Raw genomic sequence first — 16,828 nt, 5'->3', positions numbered from 1 at the left:
AAATCTTAATGCTGAAGAAAGGCAAATGGTTGCAACAATCAAAAGGGTTTTTGGCGGTCAAAACAAAGATGATATGGCAAGCATAGTTAAATTTATGCATAAAACAGGTTATTCTATTAAGAGTGATTTTAATACAATGACTAAAGAAAAAGAGCTTTATAATGCTTTGGAAAAAGCAACAAATGCCTTTGGTATAAATCCTACTGAAAACAATAAAAAACAAATATCAGGCATTATTAACTATGCCAATGAAAATCTCAAGGACTTTGCAAAGCTATTCCCAAAGACTTTAGAAAAAGCAAATGCTATGATTAGCTCAAAAACTCAAGAAAAAACACAAAATCAAGGTCTTTCAAGGACAGCTTAATGAGTAATTTATCAAGTATCAATTTAAAAAAACAAATGAAACATTAAAACAAGAAAACAATATCTTAAAACAAGGATTAAATAATGACACAAGAGCAATTTGACGAAATATATAAAGATTTAGAAAACTTAGACACACTTAAACAAGATCACGACGAGTTTCTTTATTATTTTTATCAACATGTAAGTCGTTATTATAAAACAAATGATGAGCAAGAAAAAACAAATATTCTTTGTGATATGACAATACTTTATATAACAAATTTTGATGACTCTAAAGAAGCATTTACCAAGCTTTTAAAAAATGATGAACTAGAACTAGATAGACTAGATAATTACTCACCGGATTTTTATTTTGATCATATGCTTTTAAATGCAAATCAAGGTTATGCTTTTGGCAATGAAAGTCTCAGTAAGGATTTCTTAAAAAATTCACTTTTATGTATGCAATCTTTAGGCTTTAATCCTTATGAAAAATTAAAAGAAAATATACAAGAAAGAAGTGTAAAAGCTAGAGCAATAAACTACATACAAAATTCAAAAAATATAGAGCATAGAAAAAGAATAAGCGAAAAATGTTAATAATATAGTCAGCTTTTTAAGAAAGCATAATGATTTTTCGCTAAAATTGAATAATGCAAATATCGAGAAAGGATTAGACGATGACAAGGGACGAGTTTTTTCAACAAAACGAGATGTCAGTAGAGATGACTCAAATGGTAATGAAAGGAGAGTTGGAGGCAATGGAGTTTTACATGAATCTATTGTCAATGATTCATCATTTAAAGGACGAGGAAATGGCAGAAATTCCATTATGGGAGCTAAGATTGATGCAGAGTCTAGCCAAGATCAACAATATGCCCCTAGCCCTACAAGCGATAGAAGTGGAGATACAAAAGAATATAGAAGCCAAACAAGAGCTGAAACAAGCCAAACTCTTAGCCACACAGATCAACAACTTGCACGACTCAGTAATGTCCAGACTAGCCTTACAAAAGCAGAGTTAGATCATTTTAAAAGACTTACTAAATTTATCAATTCAGTTATAAAGCAAGGTAAAAATCAACAAGAACAAGATAAAAACCTTGCTTATTTTAAAGAAGGTCATACTAGAGACTTAAAAAAATTGATGCAACAATACAAAGAAAAAGAACTTGTTTATCCAAAACAAGCTTTAGCTGAAAAACTTTCAATTATAAATTTTTAACCCAAAATCCTAAAACCCCACAAACCTAAACAATCATATCAACCTTTTTAAGCCCCATGATAGCATTGACATCATCAAGACTTGTTGAGTTTGTTTGTATCATCGTAGTGTTAAGTTCTTTGACTATGGTGCTTAGTTTTTCATAATCAAGCTTTGAAGCCTCGCTTGCTGAAAGTCCTAAAAATTTAGCAGATTTAAGCTTAAAACTTTGCACGAAATTTTCATAAAAAGACTTGAATTTACCCTCGTTAAACTCAAGATAAGTTGTGCCGTCCTCAGCCTTTCTCTCATCAAAAAGTTCTTGTGCTAAATTCATCTTCAAAAGGCTTTTCTCAGCTTCTTCTAATTCATCATATTTCACGCCTTTATCAAGCTTATCAAGCACATCTTTTATCTTTAAATCCAAAGTCTCAGTTCCACCTGAAAAAAGCTTGATGATCTGCCTTAAGCTCACGAAAAACTCATCTTCACTCTCGATCGTTTCATCGCCAAATTCAGCTTCAATCGCCCCACTTTCCTCATAAGTGATCTTGCCATCAAAATTTTTATCATTTTTTAAACTTCTATCAAGCTCAAGTCCTATAGTTTTAGAGCCGTATTCGCCGGTGTGAGTTGTGTTTTTAAAAGATTGCACATCCTCAAGAGCTAGGCTCATATAAGATTTGACTTCAAAGCTATTTAAAAACTCTTCTCCAAAGGCGTTTTTAAAACCATTTAAAGTAAAACCACCCCTTGTATTTTCAAGCTCTGCTGTGCTAAAATAGCCATCTTTGTCCTTATCAGCAGCCAAATAACCCCTTGTATAAGCGATATCCGCATACCAACCAGCGATGAAATTTTCAGCCTTTCCGCTTAAGATATAAGAACCATCATTTCTTCTTGTGAGTTCTTTTTGATCAAATTCTTGCCCCAGTCTTGAAAGACTTTCAGTGCTTAAAGCACTTCTTGTCAGCTTTTGAGTAATGGGATCGCGAAAATATATCGTTGTCATACCTCGCTCAGCGTCAAGAACTTTTTTATCAACTTTTTGCGTAAAAACCTTTTCATAGGCTTTTTTCTCTTCTATGCTTGCTTCATTTGTGGCATTTTTTGGTGTGCTTGAGTTTGCTTTGAAGCTGTCATTGAGTATATTTGGCTTTAAATTTAAGCTAAAATCAAAACTCTTATACACCAAAGAATTTCTTAAACTTGCATTAAGCCTTGAAAAATCCATATCCTTTGCCTTGTCTTAAATTTCCTAGCAAATAAATCGGCAAAAAACATTTTTCTTTTAGCTTTTTATGAAAAAGAGCAAAAAACTGCGTTAGCAAAATATTTAAATTTTTATTATACAATCAGCCTTTAAATTCAGCAAAACAAGGAGAAAAAATGCAGTTTCAAACTGAAGTCAATCAGCTTTTACAGCTTATGATTCACTCTTTATATTCAAACAAAGAAATTTTTTTAAGAGAACTTGTATCAAATGCAAGCGATGCCCTTGATAAGCTTACTTATCTCAGTGTAAGTGATGACAAATACAAAAGCTTAAAATTCACACCCCGCATAGACATCAAATTTAACAGCGAGGCAAAAACCCTAAGCATAAGCGACAATGGCATAGGTATGGATAAAGACGATCTTATCAATCATCTTGGCACCATAGCAAAAAGTGGCACCAAAAGCTTTTTGGCAAATTTAAGTGGGGACGCTAAAAAAGACAGCCAACTCATAGGACAATTTGGCGTTGGCTTTTACTCAGCCTTTATGGTGGCAAGTAAAATCGAAGTTTTAAGCAAAAAAGCCCTTGATGATAAAGCTTATCTTTGGACAGGCACAGCTGAGGGCTATGAGATAGAAGAAGCAAAAAAAGAAGAACAAGGCACAGCCATCACGCTTTTTTTAAATGATGATGAGTTTTTAAACCCTTACCGCATAGAAACTATCATCGCAAAATACTCAAACCACATTCAATTTCCAATTTTCATGGAAAAAGAAGAATTTATCCCACTTACCGAAGAAGAACAAAAGCAAGATCCACGCCCAGAGCCTAAAAAAGAGCTAAAAATAGTGCAAATTAACACCGCAAACGCTCTTTGGAGACAAAATAAAGCAAATTTAAAAGCTGAAGATTATGAGAAATTTTACGAACAAACCTTTCATGATAGTCAAAAACCACTGCTTTATATCCACACCAAAAGCGAAGGTAAATTTGAGTATAATACCCTTTTTTACATACCAAGCACAGCTCCTTTTGATCTTTACAGAGTAGATTATCAAAGCGGGCTTAAGCTTTATGTTAAACGCGTGTTTATCAGTGATGATGATAAAGAGCTTTTGCCAAGTTACTTGCGTTTTGTGCGTGGGATTATTGATGTTGAGGATTTACCGCTTAATGTAAGCAGGGAAATTTTACAAGAAAATGTCATCTTAAAAGCCGTGCAAGAAGCAAGCGTAAAGAAAATTTTAAGCGAGCTAGCCAAGCTTAAAACAAAAGATGAAGCAAAATACAAAGAATTTTTTACTACCTTTGGTAAAGTGCTTAAAGAAGGGCTTTACGGCTTTGGTAATGATAAAGAAAATTTAATCAAACTTATGCTCTTTAAAAGCACAAAAGCTGAGGGGCTAACTAGTCTTGAAGCCTACAAAAGTCGTTTAAAAGAAGATCAAAAAGAAATTTTTTATATTTGTGGGACAAATGAAAGTTTGCTTAAAAGCTCGCCTTTGCTTGAAAGCTATAAAAGCAAAGATATAGAAGTGCTTTTACTTGATGATGAGATCGATACTATCATCGCACCAAGCTTGCCTGAGTTTGAGGGGCTTAAATTTGTAGCGATTAACCAGCAAGCTGATGAAACTCCACTTGATGAAAAAACTCAAGAAGAGTTTGCACCTATCTTAGCACAATTTAAAGAACTTTTAAAAGATGAAGTTGATGATGTGCGCGCTACTTCAAGGCTAAGTGAAAGCCCAAGTTGTATAGTGTATGATAAAAACAAGCCAGATTTTGCTATGCAACAACTCCTAAAACAAATGGGACAAGAGCAGCACATCAAGCCTATCTTAGAACTTAACCCAAAACACCCTATCTTTGAAAAGCTCAAAAATAACCCAACTTATGCTCCTGACATAGCTGAAATTCTTTTAACTATGGCAAAACTAAGCGAGGGTATGGGGATAGAAAACCCAGCCCAGTTTAATCAAAGCTTAAGTAAAATCGTTTTGAAGGCCTTGCAATGATTCAAAGCGTAATGATTAGCGAGGAAATTTTAAAGGATTATCAAATCTTTGATATACGCAATAAAAGCGAATGGAGAGAAAGCGGAGTGATAGAAGGAGCCGTGCTTTTAAGCTTTAATCTAAGCAATGGCTCGCCAAATCCAGATTTTATCAAAGAATTTCAAAGACTAAGAGATGAAAGCAAAACTCAAGCCCTTGTGTGCGCAAGTGGCTTTCGCTCCGCTGCTGCAGCAAATTTAATCAAAGCAAAACTTGGTATAGACACAATTAATCTTAAAGGCGGAATGCACGCTTTGCTTGATGAGGGCTATAAAAGCGTGCCTTATAGAGGGCAGGATTTAGTATGAGCGTGGGTATTTATATACTTATTGCTGCTGTGGCTTTTTTAGTGCTTTATTTTGCTATCAAAAAACTCACTTTGCAAATCGATGAAAAAGCCCTTTTAGAGCCTATAAAAACGAGCTTGTATCCTGAATTTTGTGATTTTATCGATGAGAAAATAGGCGAGCTTAAAAGCCAAATAGAAGCTGATTTAAGCTTGCTTAAAGATGAAAATTTAAGGGCTGAATTTTTAGAAAAACTAGGGGATTTAAGCAGAAAGCTTACCTTTATACAAACGATGAATTTAAGCAAAAAAAATGATGAAGTGTGGCAAAATGAGCTTTTTGAGTTTTTAAAAACACTTGAAAGTGTGATAGAAACATATCTTAAAGATGGCGAAGCAAAAGCTGATGAGCTAAGAATAACACTTATGGATAAATTTAAAAGTCTGCAAGAAAAGCAAGCTTAAATTCATCTTTTTTAATCTTTATCAATTCATTTTTACTCAAAGCTTAGCTTTGATTTTGCGCCTTAATTTTTCATTTTTATCAAAAAAAATGTTCCTTTATGAAAAGATATTTTATTTTTATTGATAAATTTTATTTCTTTTTAAACTTTATCAACCTATAATAGATTTACTTTTTATTTAAAAGGAGTTTAAAATGAAAAAGAGTATTTCTCTCTTGTCTGCATTGATACTCAGCTCAAGCTTGAGTGCAGCATCTTTAGTTGAGGAAGCCAAAAGCTTCAATCTCTTACCCCTACCGCAAAATCAAGCCGAAGTTGATCTTGTACTTAAAGAAAACGGCTTAGAAGCAAGTAAATTTAGCGTAGAAAAAGCCGAGCTTGGCAAAAAGTTGTATTTTGAGCCTAGACTTTCAAAAAGTGGTATCATTTCTTGTAATACCTGTCATAACTTAGGCTTAGGTGGAACAGACGGCGTTTCAGCAGCTGTTGGGCATAAATGGGCGAGCAACCCTCATCACCTTAACTCTCCAACGGTGTATAATTCAGTGCTTAACACAACACAATTTTGGGACGGAAGAGCTAAAACTCTAGCCGATCAAGCCAAAGGACCTATCGAGGCTGAACCTGAAATGGCAACTCCAGCTAAACTTGCTGTAGAAAAAATTTCATCTTTGCCTGAATATGTAAGCGAATTTAAAAAGATTTACGGCAGAAGTGGCGTTAATTTTGATAATATCGCTGATGCGATAGCTAATTTTGAGCGAACCCTCATCACTCCATCTCGCTACGATAAGTTCTTAAGAGGCGATGAAAAAGCTTTGACTAAGGAAGAACAAGCCGGACTTAAACTTTTTATCGATAAAGGCTGCGTAAGCTGCCATAATGGTATAAATTTGGGCGGCTCTATGCAAGCATTTGAAGTAGCTAGCCAATATAAATTCGCAAATCTTGGGGATTTTAAAGGCGATGAAAACGGACTTGTAAAAACTCCAACTTTAAGAAATATCGCTGAAACAGCTCCGTATTTTCACAATGGAGCCATTTGGTCTTTGCAAGAAGCCATTAAAGAAATGGGAAGCGTGCAACTTGGCATAGAAATCAGCAACAAAGAAGCAAAAAGCATAGAAAAATTCCTTCATGCTTTAAGCGGGGAAAAGCCACAAATTTCTTATCCTCAGCTTCCAATCTCAACTGATAAAACACCAAAACCTCAGCTTTAAAAGCAAGTACTTTTACCATTCTTCATTGAATGGTAAAAGTTTTGTAAATATTTATAAAACAAGTTAAAAATTTGTTATAATTCGCAAGCAAAAATATAAATTTTTCTACAATTACATAAAATATTTTACTTTTAAATTTGATTGAAAAATAAAATATATTTTTAAATTTATGTTCTATAAGGAGTTTGCCTTGCTTAAAAAGCTTGACTTAAACGAGTATAAAAAGATCATTACTTTAATTTTTATGGTGATTTTAGCCTATATTTTGGTGGTATTTTCTCAACTTGCAACGATTTTGGCTGGGGTGGCGATCTTACTCATCGGTATGATGAATTTAAGCACTGGTTTTAAGGCTTTTGGTGGTGGTTTTCTTGAAAAAATTCTTGCTAAATTTACAGATACTAAGCTTAAAAGCACTTCTTTTGGGGCTATTAGCACGCTTATTATGCAGTCTTCTTCTTTGGTTTCTGTCATTACTATCTCTTTTCTTTCAGCTGGACTTATCACACTTGTGCAAGGCATTGGCATTATCTTTGGTGCAAATTTAGGCAACACAGCAAGTTCATGGATCATCGTGGGCTTAACTAGCACTAAAATTTCTACACTTGCTGTGCCTTTAATCGTGATTGGGGTTTTGCTGTATTTTCAACAAGATAGCTTGTTTAAGGGCTTGGGTTCGATTTTTATCGGTATTGGTTTTTTCTTTTTGGGTGTGGATTATATCAAAAATGGCTTTGAAAATGTAAAAGAAATTTTAAATTTAGCTCGTTTTAATTTTGAAGGCTTTAAAGGCATTCTCATTTTTGCAGCACTTGGAGCCTTGCTTACTGGCGTGATACAATCAAGCACAGCAACAATAGCTCTTATCATCTCAGCCCTACTTTCAGAGCAAATCAGCTACGAAAACGCCCTAGCAGCCACACTTGGCACAAGTGTAGGTGGCGTCGTTACCGCACTTTTAGCCTCGCTTGGCACAAACATAGAAGGCAAAAAACTTGCTTTTGCAAACTGCATTTTTAACTTTGCTATCGCTATTATCGTGCTGGCGATTTTTCCGTATTTTGTGCGTTTGGTTGATCTTATCGCTAGTTTGCTTCATATCTCACAAGATAATCTCACGCTTAAAACGGCTTTATTTCATACCTTGTTTAACCTTATCGCTATCATCATCTTTACGCCTTATAGCGAAAAAATCGTCCGCTATCTTAACAAAAAGATCAAAGCACCAAAAGACAAAAACAAAGACAAGCCACTTTATCTTGATGAAAACTTGATTAAGTATAGCGACACAGCCATTGCTGCCCTTGAAAAAGAAAGTATGCATTTGTATGAAAACACCTCAACAATCATCATCTATACCATAGGCTTAAGTCGTGGCGATATATCAAGCTCAAAGAGTTTTGATGAGATTATCAAGGCTAAAAAATGGGTGAATAAAAATGTGGATTTGGATTATTTATACAAAAGCAAGATTAAGGTGCTTTTTGAAGCTATTATCGACTTTTCAACAAAAGTGCAACTTTATGTTGATGATGAAGCCAAAAATAATAGAATTTTCCAGCTCAAACTCGCTGCTAAACACCTCAGCGAAGCAAGCAAAAATCTTAAAATCATTCAAGGCAATATGAAAAAATACGCCAACTCAAACAACCCTGATCTAGCCTCGCAGTATCATTTTATGAGGATTAACCTAGGCGAGCTTTTAAGAAGCGTAGAGGAGCTAAGAAAAGTCGATGAAGAAAAGGCGTATTTGATCGTTAAAAACTTTGAAAAAGCCAAAATTATGCTTAAAGAAGTGGATAATGAGTCTTTAAAACAGATTGAAAATCTCATCTCAAAAGGCAAAATTAGCACCGCAGAAGGCATTTCTATACTCAATGATACAGCCTTTAGCGCAAAAATAGCTGAAGAGATCATCGAAGCTATAGAAATCATCTTTACTAAAGATGAATGGGAGAAAAAAGCAGAAAAAAATGACAAAGCTTAAGCATAAAAGCAATAAAAATTTAAAAAATTTGAAAGCAAGCTTATAAAAACTTGCTTTCATTCAAAATTTGTGAAAGAGATGAAGTTATGCAGGGCTTAGAATTTGTATTTAAACTCTACATAATAATTTCTGCCATCAGCTGGCAATACCGAAGTCGTAGTAACACCTGTTGTTTGGTTTGTGCTCGTGCTTTGTGAAAGATAGTATTTGTAATCAAAGAGATTTTTCACACCTGCAAAAATACTAAGCTTCTCATAAGTATAAGTTGCTCCTATATCAGTAACGAAATGTTCTTTGATCCAGTATTGATTGTTTTGATCCTCTCTTGCTTTTGAAGCATAGATCAAGTCAGCAAACACTCTTAAATCACTAATGATCTCATAATCAGCCCCAACACTTACCTTATAAGCTGAAACAAAAGGAATTCTTTTCTTGTCTAAATCTCCTCCTGAAATACGTGCATCAACATAAGAGAAATTCTCATAAAAACTAAAACCATCAAAGTCTTGTCTAGCGTTGATATCTACACCATAGCGGATTGTTTTGTCAAGATTGTAAAAGCCAAAGCCATTTTGAGATAAGTGGAAATTTGAACCGCTTGATCTTGAGGTGATCTCATCTTTGCTTTGAGTATAATAAAGTGCTACATCAAGCCCATAAAAACCAAAAAGATAATCACTCATTCCAAGTTCGTAAGTATCATAAGTTTCTGATTTTAAGTTATCATTCATTGAATATTGTGTTACATTATTTACCCTTCTGCTTTGTCTAAACTGATAAGGCGTTGGCGAGATATAACCTCGTTCGTATTTGGCATAAAAACGTCCAGTGTCAGAGTAAGCAAAGCTTGGAGTAAGCTCTAAGGCGAAGTTGTTGCTATTTGTATCAAAAACACTTCTATAGCTTTGCACACCTACACTAGTTACGCTTCTACTTGATTGATCGTATTTTGCATACTCATATCTTGCCCCACCACTTAACGCAAAAAAATCATTAAATTGATGTGAATCAAGAGCAAAGATAGAATGCGTATCTTTTCTATCATCAGCCCAAACATTTGAAAAGCTATTACTGAAGGTAACTGATTTGTGTCGTTCAAAGTTATATCCAAAGACAAAATATGAGTTTTGCATATAATCAATCTTTGATTTAAGGCTTATGCCTTGCACGCTATCTTCAAAATTTCCGCTACTAAAAAAGCCGGTATCACCTTCTGCAATATCAACTTGTTGTTTTTGCCAAAACGCTTGTGCGTTAATATCCCATATATCACTTAGACTAACTTTATATTCAGTATTAAACTCTGGGCGAGTAATGTTATAAGAGTTGTTTGTGCTTCCTCTTTGCTTAGGATTGTCTTCAGCCTGAGCCTTTGTGATTGAATCTGTGCTTTTTGCGCTATCCTTAAAATACCCAAAACCAAAATTCAAGCTTTGTCTATCATCTATATCAACATAAAGCTTTGTTTTTGCATAAAAGCCATTATCTTTATCGCCATCTCTATAACCTTCTCCACCAAAACCGCTGATATTGGCTGAAAAAGCTAAATTTTGACTGATTTGATTTGAAAAGTTTAGATTAAGATGAGAAGAAGCATTACCGCTATCAAAAATTTGTTCTTTAAAACTTATAGAAGCTTGAGGGGTTTTGTTTTTCTTGGTAATGATGTTAATTGCCCCCCCCCTCGTGCCATTTCCGTAAAGCACAGCTCCACCGCCAGGGATAATCTCAATGCGTTCTATATCTTCAATCGCTACGCTATCAAGCGGACTTATCGTTACGCCAGCTGCATGTAGCTTTTCTTGATCAAGCACATTCAGTGTTACACCATCTATCATCACCTTAACAGCAGCATTGGCTCTATTACCTTGCCCTCTCATATCTACATTGGTGCTTTTATTGGTAAAATTTCCAGTTCTATTAAACTGCACGCCAGCTTGACGACTCAAAGCCTCTTCAACAGAGGTATAGCCTTTATCCTCAAGATCTTTACCTGAAATAACGATAACATTTCTTAAATTACTATCAGCATCTTGTTCAAAACCAGTCGCAGAAATGACAACATTATCTGTCTTTAAAGCCGTTTCTGCTAAAGCTAAATGAGCTAAAAGTATAGAAGAATACGCTAAGGTTTTTGATATTTTCATATTTTTCCTTAAAAAATAAAATCTCAAAATTATGTTATAGCTGATAATAACTAATATCATAATATTGACGAAAAATTATAAAAATAAAAGGATTAAAAGTAACTTAAACTTGAAAAGAAAATTTTAATTTTAATACAAATTTTCTTTTTCATTTATACTCAAGATTGGTTTTTAATTTTATGTAACAATTTTGTGTTTGAAAGCTTTTGAATTGCCCTTGCAAGCTGTTCTTAATCATCTGCTTTAAAAAGCACTTTACCTTTGATGATATGGGCTTTAAGTTCGCCAAATAGCTTATCATTTGCATACAAGCTTGTTTTTACAGGATAAAAACTCGTTTTTTCATCAAAAAGCACGAGATTAGCAAGCTTTCCAACAGCTATTTTACCGCTGTTTAAGCCTAAAAACTGAGCTTGGTTAAAGCTTGTATAATCACAAAGTTCTTCCCAGCTCATAAAGCCTTCTTTGACTAAAAAAGTATAGCAAAGACTTATATATTCGCAGATTGAATGAATTCCAAAGGCAGCTTCATTAAAGGCTAAGTCTTTAAAAGTGATTGATTTTGGGCTATGATCTGCACTTAAAAAGCTGATTTTACCAGCTTTTAAGGCTTGTTTTAACGCGTAAGCATTTTCTTTGCTTCTTAAAGGTGGCATAAGTTTAGCAAAGCTGTTAAAGCCCTTGCACGCCTCATCGCTTTTAAGCAGATGATGAATACTAACTTGTGTCTTATCTTTTGCGTCTAATAAATGCAAAGATGAAGCAAGGCTTAGCTTATCATACACTAGTTCAACGCCATAAAACTCAGCAATTTGCTTCATTTTTGCTACCTCGCTAAGCTCTCCTACTTCACTAATGCCAACAAGTCCTAATTCAAAGCTTGTAGGGCTGTCATTCATCACGCCATTATCATCAAAATGCGCTTCAAAACAAAAGCTAAAGATAGGAATTTTTTTCATCAAAGCATATTGCATACTCATTCTTAAAGAATTCGCATCAAGCGAGCTTTGAAGCTCCAAAGCCTTTGCTCCTTTGTTGATTAAAGTGGCTAAATTTTTAATCTTTTTTTCATCATCAAGCACATTTATGCTTGGGAAAATTTCTATAAGATTGTGCTTTAAAGCTTGTAAAAACAAAGCAAAGCTTTGGGTATCAAAGTTCATCTTATCGCGAAGCATGATAGATGATATGCCAGATTTTAAGCATTCGTTTTGCAAAAGCTCTAAATTTTCAAGACTAAAGGTATCATTTTTGAGATTGACATTAAGATCGATAAAAGAAGGAAGTAAGCTTAAATCATTTGCATAAAGCACTTCTTCATCATTTTTGGGGCTTAAATTTGGTGCGATTTGTGCGATTGTTTCGCCTTCAATCCTTACATCAGCTTGCTCTTGTCCGTAAATTTTAGCATTTTTAATGAGCATGGCAGTCATTCCTTCGCAGTTTTGATTAAAAAATATTGTAGCATAAGTGCGTATCAATTTGTATTATTTTTAGCCCTAAGCTTTGGTATTTTTTATATCAAGTAAAAACTTTAAGGCATTTAAACTAATTTTTGTAAAAATGCCCTACTTTCGGATTCAATTTGCTTAATATCATCGATGATTGCGTCATGAGTTTGCTTATCAATCATCGTTTGTTCGCAAAGTTTAAGTGAGCTTTGCACTTTTTCTTCGATGAGTTTTTTGCTCTTTTCAAGCTCTTGTGCTGAGATAAATTTTGAAATGACAGCTTTAATCTGCTCGTTATGTGCATATAAATTTGAGATTGGATCTTGATTGTTGATATGATCTTTAGCCTGATTTAAACTCAAATACACGCTTGATTTGTAAAGTATATGCTCGATCTTAACAGCACTTTGCACCAAATTTTGAGCAAAATGTTGAAATTCTTGATTAAGATTTAAACTATTGGTTTTTAGCTCTTCAAAAGCCGAGCTAAAGCGAGAAATTTTTTCTTCAGAATCACGAGCTATAGAAAACACCTTTTGCGTGCCTTGCTCGACATCATCGAAGTTTTGTTGCATAGCTGCGATAGCTGCGCTGATCTCAGTGGTTGATTTTTGCGTTCTTTCGGCTAAATTTCGCACCTCATCAGCCACTACCGCAAAGCCTCTACCATGCTCGCCAGCACGCGCTGCTTCAATGGCTGCGTTTAGTGCTAAAAGATTGGTTTGCTCGGCTATATCTTTAATCACCTCAACAATCATTGAAATGCTTTTGGAACTTTGGGCAAACTCTTGCACGCTTTCTTGGCTTGAACTTGCCACTTCGCTTAAAAGATGAATGAAGCTTTGCAAAGCATCAACTTCATCTGCACTCGTTTTTGAGATATCTAAAATCGAGCTGATATTTTCGCTCACTACTCGCATAGAGTTTATATCATCATTAAGCGAAGATGAAATTTGGGCTAAATCTGTGTTTTGATTGCTTAAGCTAAGATCAAGCAAGGTTTTAGAAAGAGCATTTTTAAAAAAGGTTTTGGCTGTTTTTTCTATATCGCTTAAGGCTTCATTTGTAAAGTCTATGTTTCGCACAAAAATGCCTTTTAAGCCCTTTCTCAAAGCTTTTCGGTAGAACTCGTGTTTTGAAGAGCAAGTGATAGAAGTGTTAATCTCTCTTAAATACGCTTCTAAGCCGTCTATGGTATTGTTTAAATTGTCGCAAAACTCGATCAGCTTTTTATTTGCAGAGTCTAAATATACTATTCTTCCGTCAAAATTGCCATTTTTAAGCTCTCTTGAAAGCTCTAAAAGCTTAGTGATAAGTTTTTCATCTTTTTGATATGAAAATAAAGCTAAAGCACAAAGCAAAACTCCAATACAAAGCAAACCAGCAAATACAAAATACTGCATAATCAAAGCAAACACAAAACAAGCAGCGAAAAAAATAAGTTGTGCGTATATAATCTTTTTCATCATCTTGCCTTAAATTTCATTTCTTTGTAGTCTAAAAATCAGCTCATTATAACTCATATTATAGCCTTTGATTATATCTTCAAGCTCTTTTACACCAGCTTCTAAGCCGTGTTTTTCTTCATAATCTTTTACTTTTTTATACACATCACTCATTAAACCAAGATATTTGCGATTTGGCGCACGTCTAACAGAATAATACCCGATAATCTCGCCTTTTTCATTATGAGAAGGTGTGATATTTGTAAAAACCCAATAAAATCCACCATTTTTACGCTTGTTTTTTACAAAAGCAAAAAATTCCTTATCATCTTGTATATAATCCCAAAGTACCTTAAATGCTGCTTTTGGCATATCAGGATGACGGATAATGTTGTGATTTTTATGGATAAGTTCTCTTATAGAATACCCAGAATAAAAAACAAAATCATCATTTGCGTAGGTTATATAGCCTTTTAAGTCCGTTTTTGAAGTGATTAAGGTTGTGTCTTTAACTATGATTTCGTCCATTATAAAACCCTATTTTTAAAATGTTTAATTAAATATTTTTTTACAAAAATGATATGTAGTATATAAAAATATATATAAAATTTATCTTTAAATACCTTAGTTTTAAAACTATTTTTCTTTAAAAGTGTTGATTTTAATCATTTTTTACAATAATACACAAAAGCTGGCGGGATATTTTGCCACACAATCTTAGAAATTTTTACTTCTTTAAATAAAGAAAAAAGTTGCTTTTTAAAACGTCTTGCTGCAAGAGTTGGAAGCACATATGCAAAAGTAGAAAAATATCCTCCTTCACTTAAACTTTCATAAAGCACATTCAAAAGCCTTTCTTGCTCTTTTGGCTTCAGCAAAGCCCAAGGAATACCTGAAACTATAGTATCAAGACTTTTTATGTTTCTTTTTTGCATAAATTCTTTTAAATGATATGCTGAATTCACTTCTATATCGAGATTTTCAAAACGTTCTTGAAGTTTTTGAGCCATTTTCTGATCGATTTCTATCGCAAAAAAATTCGCCTCGTTTTTTTTCTTTTTTAAAATTTGTTTGGTAAAAGCACCTGTTCCAGCACCTATTTCAACGATATTATCCGCTTCTTTAAGTCCTATATTTTCAGTGATAATAAAAGCAAGCTTGCCTGAACTTGAACACAAAGCTCCAACTTGCTTAGGATGTCTAACATAACGATAAATAAACATTATCTACCTTTTTAAGCTTAAAATTAAAATGCGTCGCCATTATATATAATAAAAGTGAATTAAATGTGAAAATTTAATCTGCTTATTATAAAAAATTTGTTAAGATATGCGGATTTTTTATTGGTAAAGACAAAAAACTTTAAGGAAAAATATGCATGGGAAGATAATGGTATATATGGATTCTACTGGACGTGGAACGGTGATGAATTTAGCTAAAGTTTTTTTTGACTTTAACAGACAAAATTGGCATGATAAAAAATCAATGCCAAGTGCTGGCGTTTTTGTTGAATTTAACGCCGATGGAAAAAGAATCACAAGCTTAAAACCTTCAAAATATCAAGAATTTAAAGAAGGTGATTTTATCACAGAGCAAGATTTTTGGCGAACTGATAGCGATGATGCGCTTGAAGATGTGCAAAATTCAAGACGCAGTGCTTATATCACACAGCTTTTTAGAACGACTGATTTTGATAGCATTGATCATATCCCTTTATCTATGACTATACCCCAAGCGATTCAAAAATACTTTGAAGGCGAAATTCTCTCCGTTGAAGCCTTAAAGGTAAATATGGAAAACAACGATAAAGAAGCCCCTTGCATACTTGATTTTTTCATCATCAAACGCTTTTTAAATAAGGCTTTTGATACGCTCATTTTTATGGATAATTCTATCAATCAAACCCAATTTGCCACACTCAAAAGCATTACAATGCACCTTGAAAACTCATTCAATGATATGAGAGATAAACAAAAACTCCTTAACACAACGCGAATTTTTAATGAAATTTTTCTTTCAGTGCAATGTCATTATCAAGCTCTAGTTGCTACAATAGATACAAGAAAAAACCGCCTCACATCAAATGAACATCAGCTTCGCACCGCACAAACTGAAATGCGCTTACTCACTTCTAAGCCAAAGCCTGATCCAGACAAAATCAAAGCCAAACAAGACAGAATGGACGAGCTAATCAAAGAAATCACTTATTTTAAAGAAACTTTAACGCGTTTGGAGGGCTTAAGAAATGATTTTTATAAAAAAAATCTTAGTCTTTTTGAAAACGCCTTTAAACTTTCAAGGGAAAAACTTTTTCAAAAAATCATCACAGGGCTGAATTTGTGCGCAACTATCATGGATACTAAAATTTGGAGCATTGCGCTCAAATCTTCTGGAGTGAAAAACTCATATTTTTCAAGAAACAACACAGAACATTCTTTTTGCGCTTTATCCTTTGCTGAACTTTATCTAAGCCGTCTTGATAAGGCTTCTTTAAATCCAAGCGATCAAAAGCTTTATGCGTATTTGCAAAAGATCAACAAAGAGCATGGTAAAAAATTTCTTGTTGTTACAAGCGATCTTGAACTACTTACAAAGATCAAAATTCAAGTCTTCACGCTCAATCCTTACTTTATCGTCAAATATGCTCCAAAAAAGGTAAATTACCAATCCTTAATGCGTGATAACACCTTTGATATGGTATATATCGATGAAAAAACAGCATGGGAAAATGCAGCTGATATTATCCTTGAAGGTAAGCATTTTGATAAATACGGCAAGACTAAATTTAAGCTTATTTAATCAAGCATAAAGAAAAATTTGCTATAATTTCTTAGCCTGAATGGCTCGTATTAATGTTAAAGAGGATCCAACACATTTTTTTTACTGCGATTGTGCGAATGCTCTGTGTTCTGTGACTTCGTTTGAGTGTCTTAAAAAACGCGAGAAGCTGCAGCCTTAAGTGTTTGCCTAGTGGTTTTCTTGACTTTTTGGGGTCAGATC

General features: G+C 34.0%; 15 protein-coding genes. 9 read left to right on the top strand and 6 right to left on the bottom strand.

The window, feature by feature from the left end:
* Positions 1 to 25 precede the first annotated feature (25 nt).
* The 3 genes from CQA38_RS04430 (at position 26) to CQA38_RS04420 (ending at position 1,573) form a co-directional block, all read left to right on the top strand.
* On the top strand, positions 26 to 367 hold the full coding sequence (locus CQA38_RS04430) for a hypothetical protein (RefSeq protein WP_137632787.1): 342 nt from the start codon (positions 26 to 28) through the stop codon (positions 365 to 367).
* An 83-nt stretch (positions 368 to 450) separates the two neighbouring features.
* Complete coding sequence (locus tag CQA38_RS04425) at positions 451 to 948, top strand: hypothetical protein (protein ID WP_137632786.1); 498 nt, start codon at positions 451 to 453, stop codon at positions 946 to 948.
* 46 nt (positions 949 to 994) lie between these two features.
* On the top strand, positions 995 to 1,573 hold the full coding sequence (locus CQA38_RS04420) for a hypothetical protein (RefSeq protein WP_137632785.1): 579 nt from the start codon (positions 995 to 997) through the stop codon (positions 1,571 to 1,573).
* 25 nt (positions 1,574 to 1,598) lie between these two features.
* Here the strand turns inward: CQA38_RS04420 and CQA38_RS04415 are convergent, their stop codons facing one another.
* Entirely contained in the window at positions 1,599 to 2,786 is a 1,188-nt protein-coding gene (locus CQA38_RS04415) for a hypothetical protein (RefSeq protein ID WP_137632784.1), read from the bottom strand.
* 155 nt (positions 2,787 to 2,941) lie between these two features.
* Here CQA38_RS04415 and htpG point away from each other — a divergent pair, with 155 nt between their 5' ends.
* The 5 genes from htpG (at position 2,942) to CQA38_RS04390 (ending at position 8,785) form a co-directional block, all read left to right on the top strand.
* Entirely contained in the window at positions 2,942 to 4,789 is a 1,848-nt protein-coding gene (htpG, locus tag CQA38_RS04410) for a molecular chaperone HtpG (protein WP_137632783.1), read from the top strand.
* Positions 4,786 to 5,136 (top strand): rhodanese-like domain-containing protein, encoded by a 351-nt coding sequence (locus CQA38_RS04405; RefSeq protein ID WP_137632782.1) that lies wholly within the window; start codon positions 4,786 to 4,788, stop codon positions 5,134 to 5,136. The genes htpG and CQA38_RS04405 overlap by 4 nt, the downstream gene beginning before the upstream one ends.
* Entirely contained in the window at positions 5,133 to 5,579 is a 447-nt protein-coding gene (locus tag CQA38_RS04400) for a hypothetical protein (protein ID WP_137632781.1), read from the top strand. The genes CQA38_RS04405 and CQA38_RS04400 overlap by 4 nt, the downstream gene beginning before the upstream one ends.
* 193 nt (positions 5,580 to 5,772) lie before the next feature.
* Positions 5,773 to 6,798 carry a cytochrome-c peroxidase gene (locus CQA38_RS04395; RefSeq protein ID WP_137632780.1) on the top strand — a complete coding sequence of 342 codons (1,026 nt, stop codon included), beginning with the start codon at positions 5,773 to 5,775 and terminating at the stop codon, positions 6,796 to 6,798.
* Positions 6,799 to 7,042: 244 nt separating this feature from the next.
* Entirely contained in the window at positions 7,043 to 8,785 is a 1,743-nt protein-coding gene (locus CQA38_RS04390) for a Na/Pi cotransporter family protein (protein WP_249355189.1), read from the top strand.
* A gap of 95 nt (positions 8,786 to 8,880) precedes the next feature.
* Here CQA38_RS04390 and CQA38_RS04385 read toward each other — a convergent pair whose 3' ends face one another.
* The 5 genes from CQA38_RS04385 to CQA38_RS04365 all read right to left on the bottom strand — a co-directional run bounded on the left by CQA38_RS04385 (position 8,881) and on the right by CQA38_RS04365 (position 15,051).
* A complete protein-coding gene (locus CQA38_RS04385; RefSeq protein ID WP_137632778.1) occupies positions 8,881 to 10,932 on the bottom strand; it encodes a TonB-dependent receptor in 2,052 nt (683 codons plus the stop codon).
* 230 nt (positions 10,933 to 11,162) lie between these two features.
* Positions 11,163 to 12,356, bottom strand: a complete 1,194-nt coding sequence (locus CQA38_RS04380; RefSeq protein ID WP_137632899.1) for a metal-dependent hydrolase — start codon at positions 12,354 to 12,356, stop codon at positions 11,163 to 11,165.
* Positions 12,357 to 12,475: 119 nt separating this feature from the next.
* A complete protein-coding gene (locus CQA38_RS04375; RefSeq protein WP_137632777.1) occupies positions 12,476 to 13,852 on the bottom strand; it encodes a methyl-accepting chemotaxis protein in 1,377 nt (458 codons plus the stop codon).
* 6 nt (positions 13,853 to 13,858) lie between these two features.
* Positions 13,859 to 14,356 (bottom strand): PAS domain-containing protein, encoded by a 498-nt coding sequence (locus CQA38_RS04370; protein WP_137632776.1) that lies wholly within the window; start codon positions 14,354 to 14,356, stop codon positions 13,859 to 13,861.
* A gap of 137 nt (positions 14,357 to 14,493) precedes the next feature.
* Positions 14,494 to 15,051, bottom strand: coding sequence for an rRNA adenine N-6-methyltransferase family protein (locus tag CQA38_RS04365; protein WP_137632775.1), 558 nt, complete (start codon positions 15,049 to 15,051; stop codon positions 14,494 to 14,496).
* A gap of 151 nt (positions 15,052 to 15,202) precedes the next feature.
* Here CQA38_RS04365 and CQA38_RS04360 point away from each other — a divergent pair, with 151 nt between their 5' ends.
* Positions 15,203 to 16,627: a hypothetical protein gene (locus CQA38_RS04360; RefSeq protein WP_137632774.1), complete on the top strand. Its 1,425-nt coding sequence runs from the start codon at positions 15,203 to 15,205 to the stop codon at positions 16,625 to 16,627.
* The last annotated feature ends 201 nt before the right edge of the window (positions 16,628 to 16,828 follow it).

The sequence above is a fragment of the Campylobacter sp. MIT 12-5580 genome (genome assembly GCF_005406235.1).
Classification (GTDB): Bacteria; Campylobacterota; Campylobacteria; order Campylobacterales; family Campylobacteraceae; genus Campylobacter_D.
The sequence above is the reverse complement of the archived record's forward strand: the minus strand, read 5'-3'. Positions and strand labels throughout refer to the sequence as shown.

Bases quoted from the DNA above. Each gene is read 5' to 3' on its own strand.
- CQA38_RS04395 (WP_137632780.1), top strand. From the start codon at position 5,773: ATGAAAAAGAGTATTTCTCTCTTGTCTGCATTGATACTCAGCTCAAGC.
- CQA38_RS04425 (WP_137632786.1), top strand. From the start codon at position 451: ATGACACAAGAGCAATTTGACGAAATATATAAAGATTTAGAAAACTTA.
- CQA38_RS04415 (WP_137632784.1), bottom strand. From the start codon at position 2,786: ATGGATTTTTCAAGGCTTAATGCAAGTTTAAGAAATTCTTTGGTGTAT.
- CQA38_RS04405 (WP_137632782.1), top strand. From the start codon at position 4,786: ATGATTCAAAGCGTAATGATTAGCGAGGAAATTTTAAAGGATTATCAA.
- CQA38_RS04380 (WP_137632899.1), bottom strand. From the start codon at position 12,356: ATGCTCATTAAAAATGCTAAAATTTACGGACAAGAGCAAGCTGATGTA.
- CQA38_RS04430 (WP_137632787.1), top strand. From the start codon at position 26: ATGGTTGCAACAATCAAAAGGGTTTTTGGCGGTCAAAACAAAGATGAT.
- CQA38_RS04365 (WP_137632775.1), bottom strand. From the start codon at position 15,051: ATGTTTATTTATCGTTATGTTAGACATCCTAAGCAAGTTGGAGCTTTG.
- CQA38_RS04385 (WP_137632778.1), bottom strand. From the start codon at position 10,932: ATGAAAATATCAAAAACCTTAGCGTATTCTTCTATACTTTTAGCTCAT.
- CQA38_RS04360 (WP_137632774.1), top strand. From the start codon at position 15,203: ATGCATGGGAAGATAATGGTATATATGGATTCTACTGGACGTGGAACG.
- htpG (WP_137632783.1), top strand. From the start codon at position 2,942: ATGCAGTTTCAAACTGAAGTCAATCAGCTTTTACAGCTTATGATTCAC.
- CQA38_RS04390 (WP_249355189.1), top strand. From the start codon at position 7,043: ATGGTGATTTTAGCCTATATTTTGGTGGTATTTTCTCAACTTGCAACG.
- CQA38_RS04370 (WP_137632776.1), bottom strand. From the start codon at position 14,356: ATGGACGAAATCATAGTTAAAGACACAACCTTAATCACTTCAAAAACG.
- CQA38_RS04400 (WP_137632781.1), top strand. From the start codon at position 5,133: ATGAGCGTGGGTATTTATATACTTATTGCTGCTGTGGCTTTTTTAGTG.
- CQA38_RS04375 (WP_137632777.1), bottom strand. From the start codon at position 13,852: ATGATGAAAAAGATTATATACGCACAACTTATTTTTTTCGCTGCTTGT.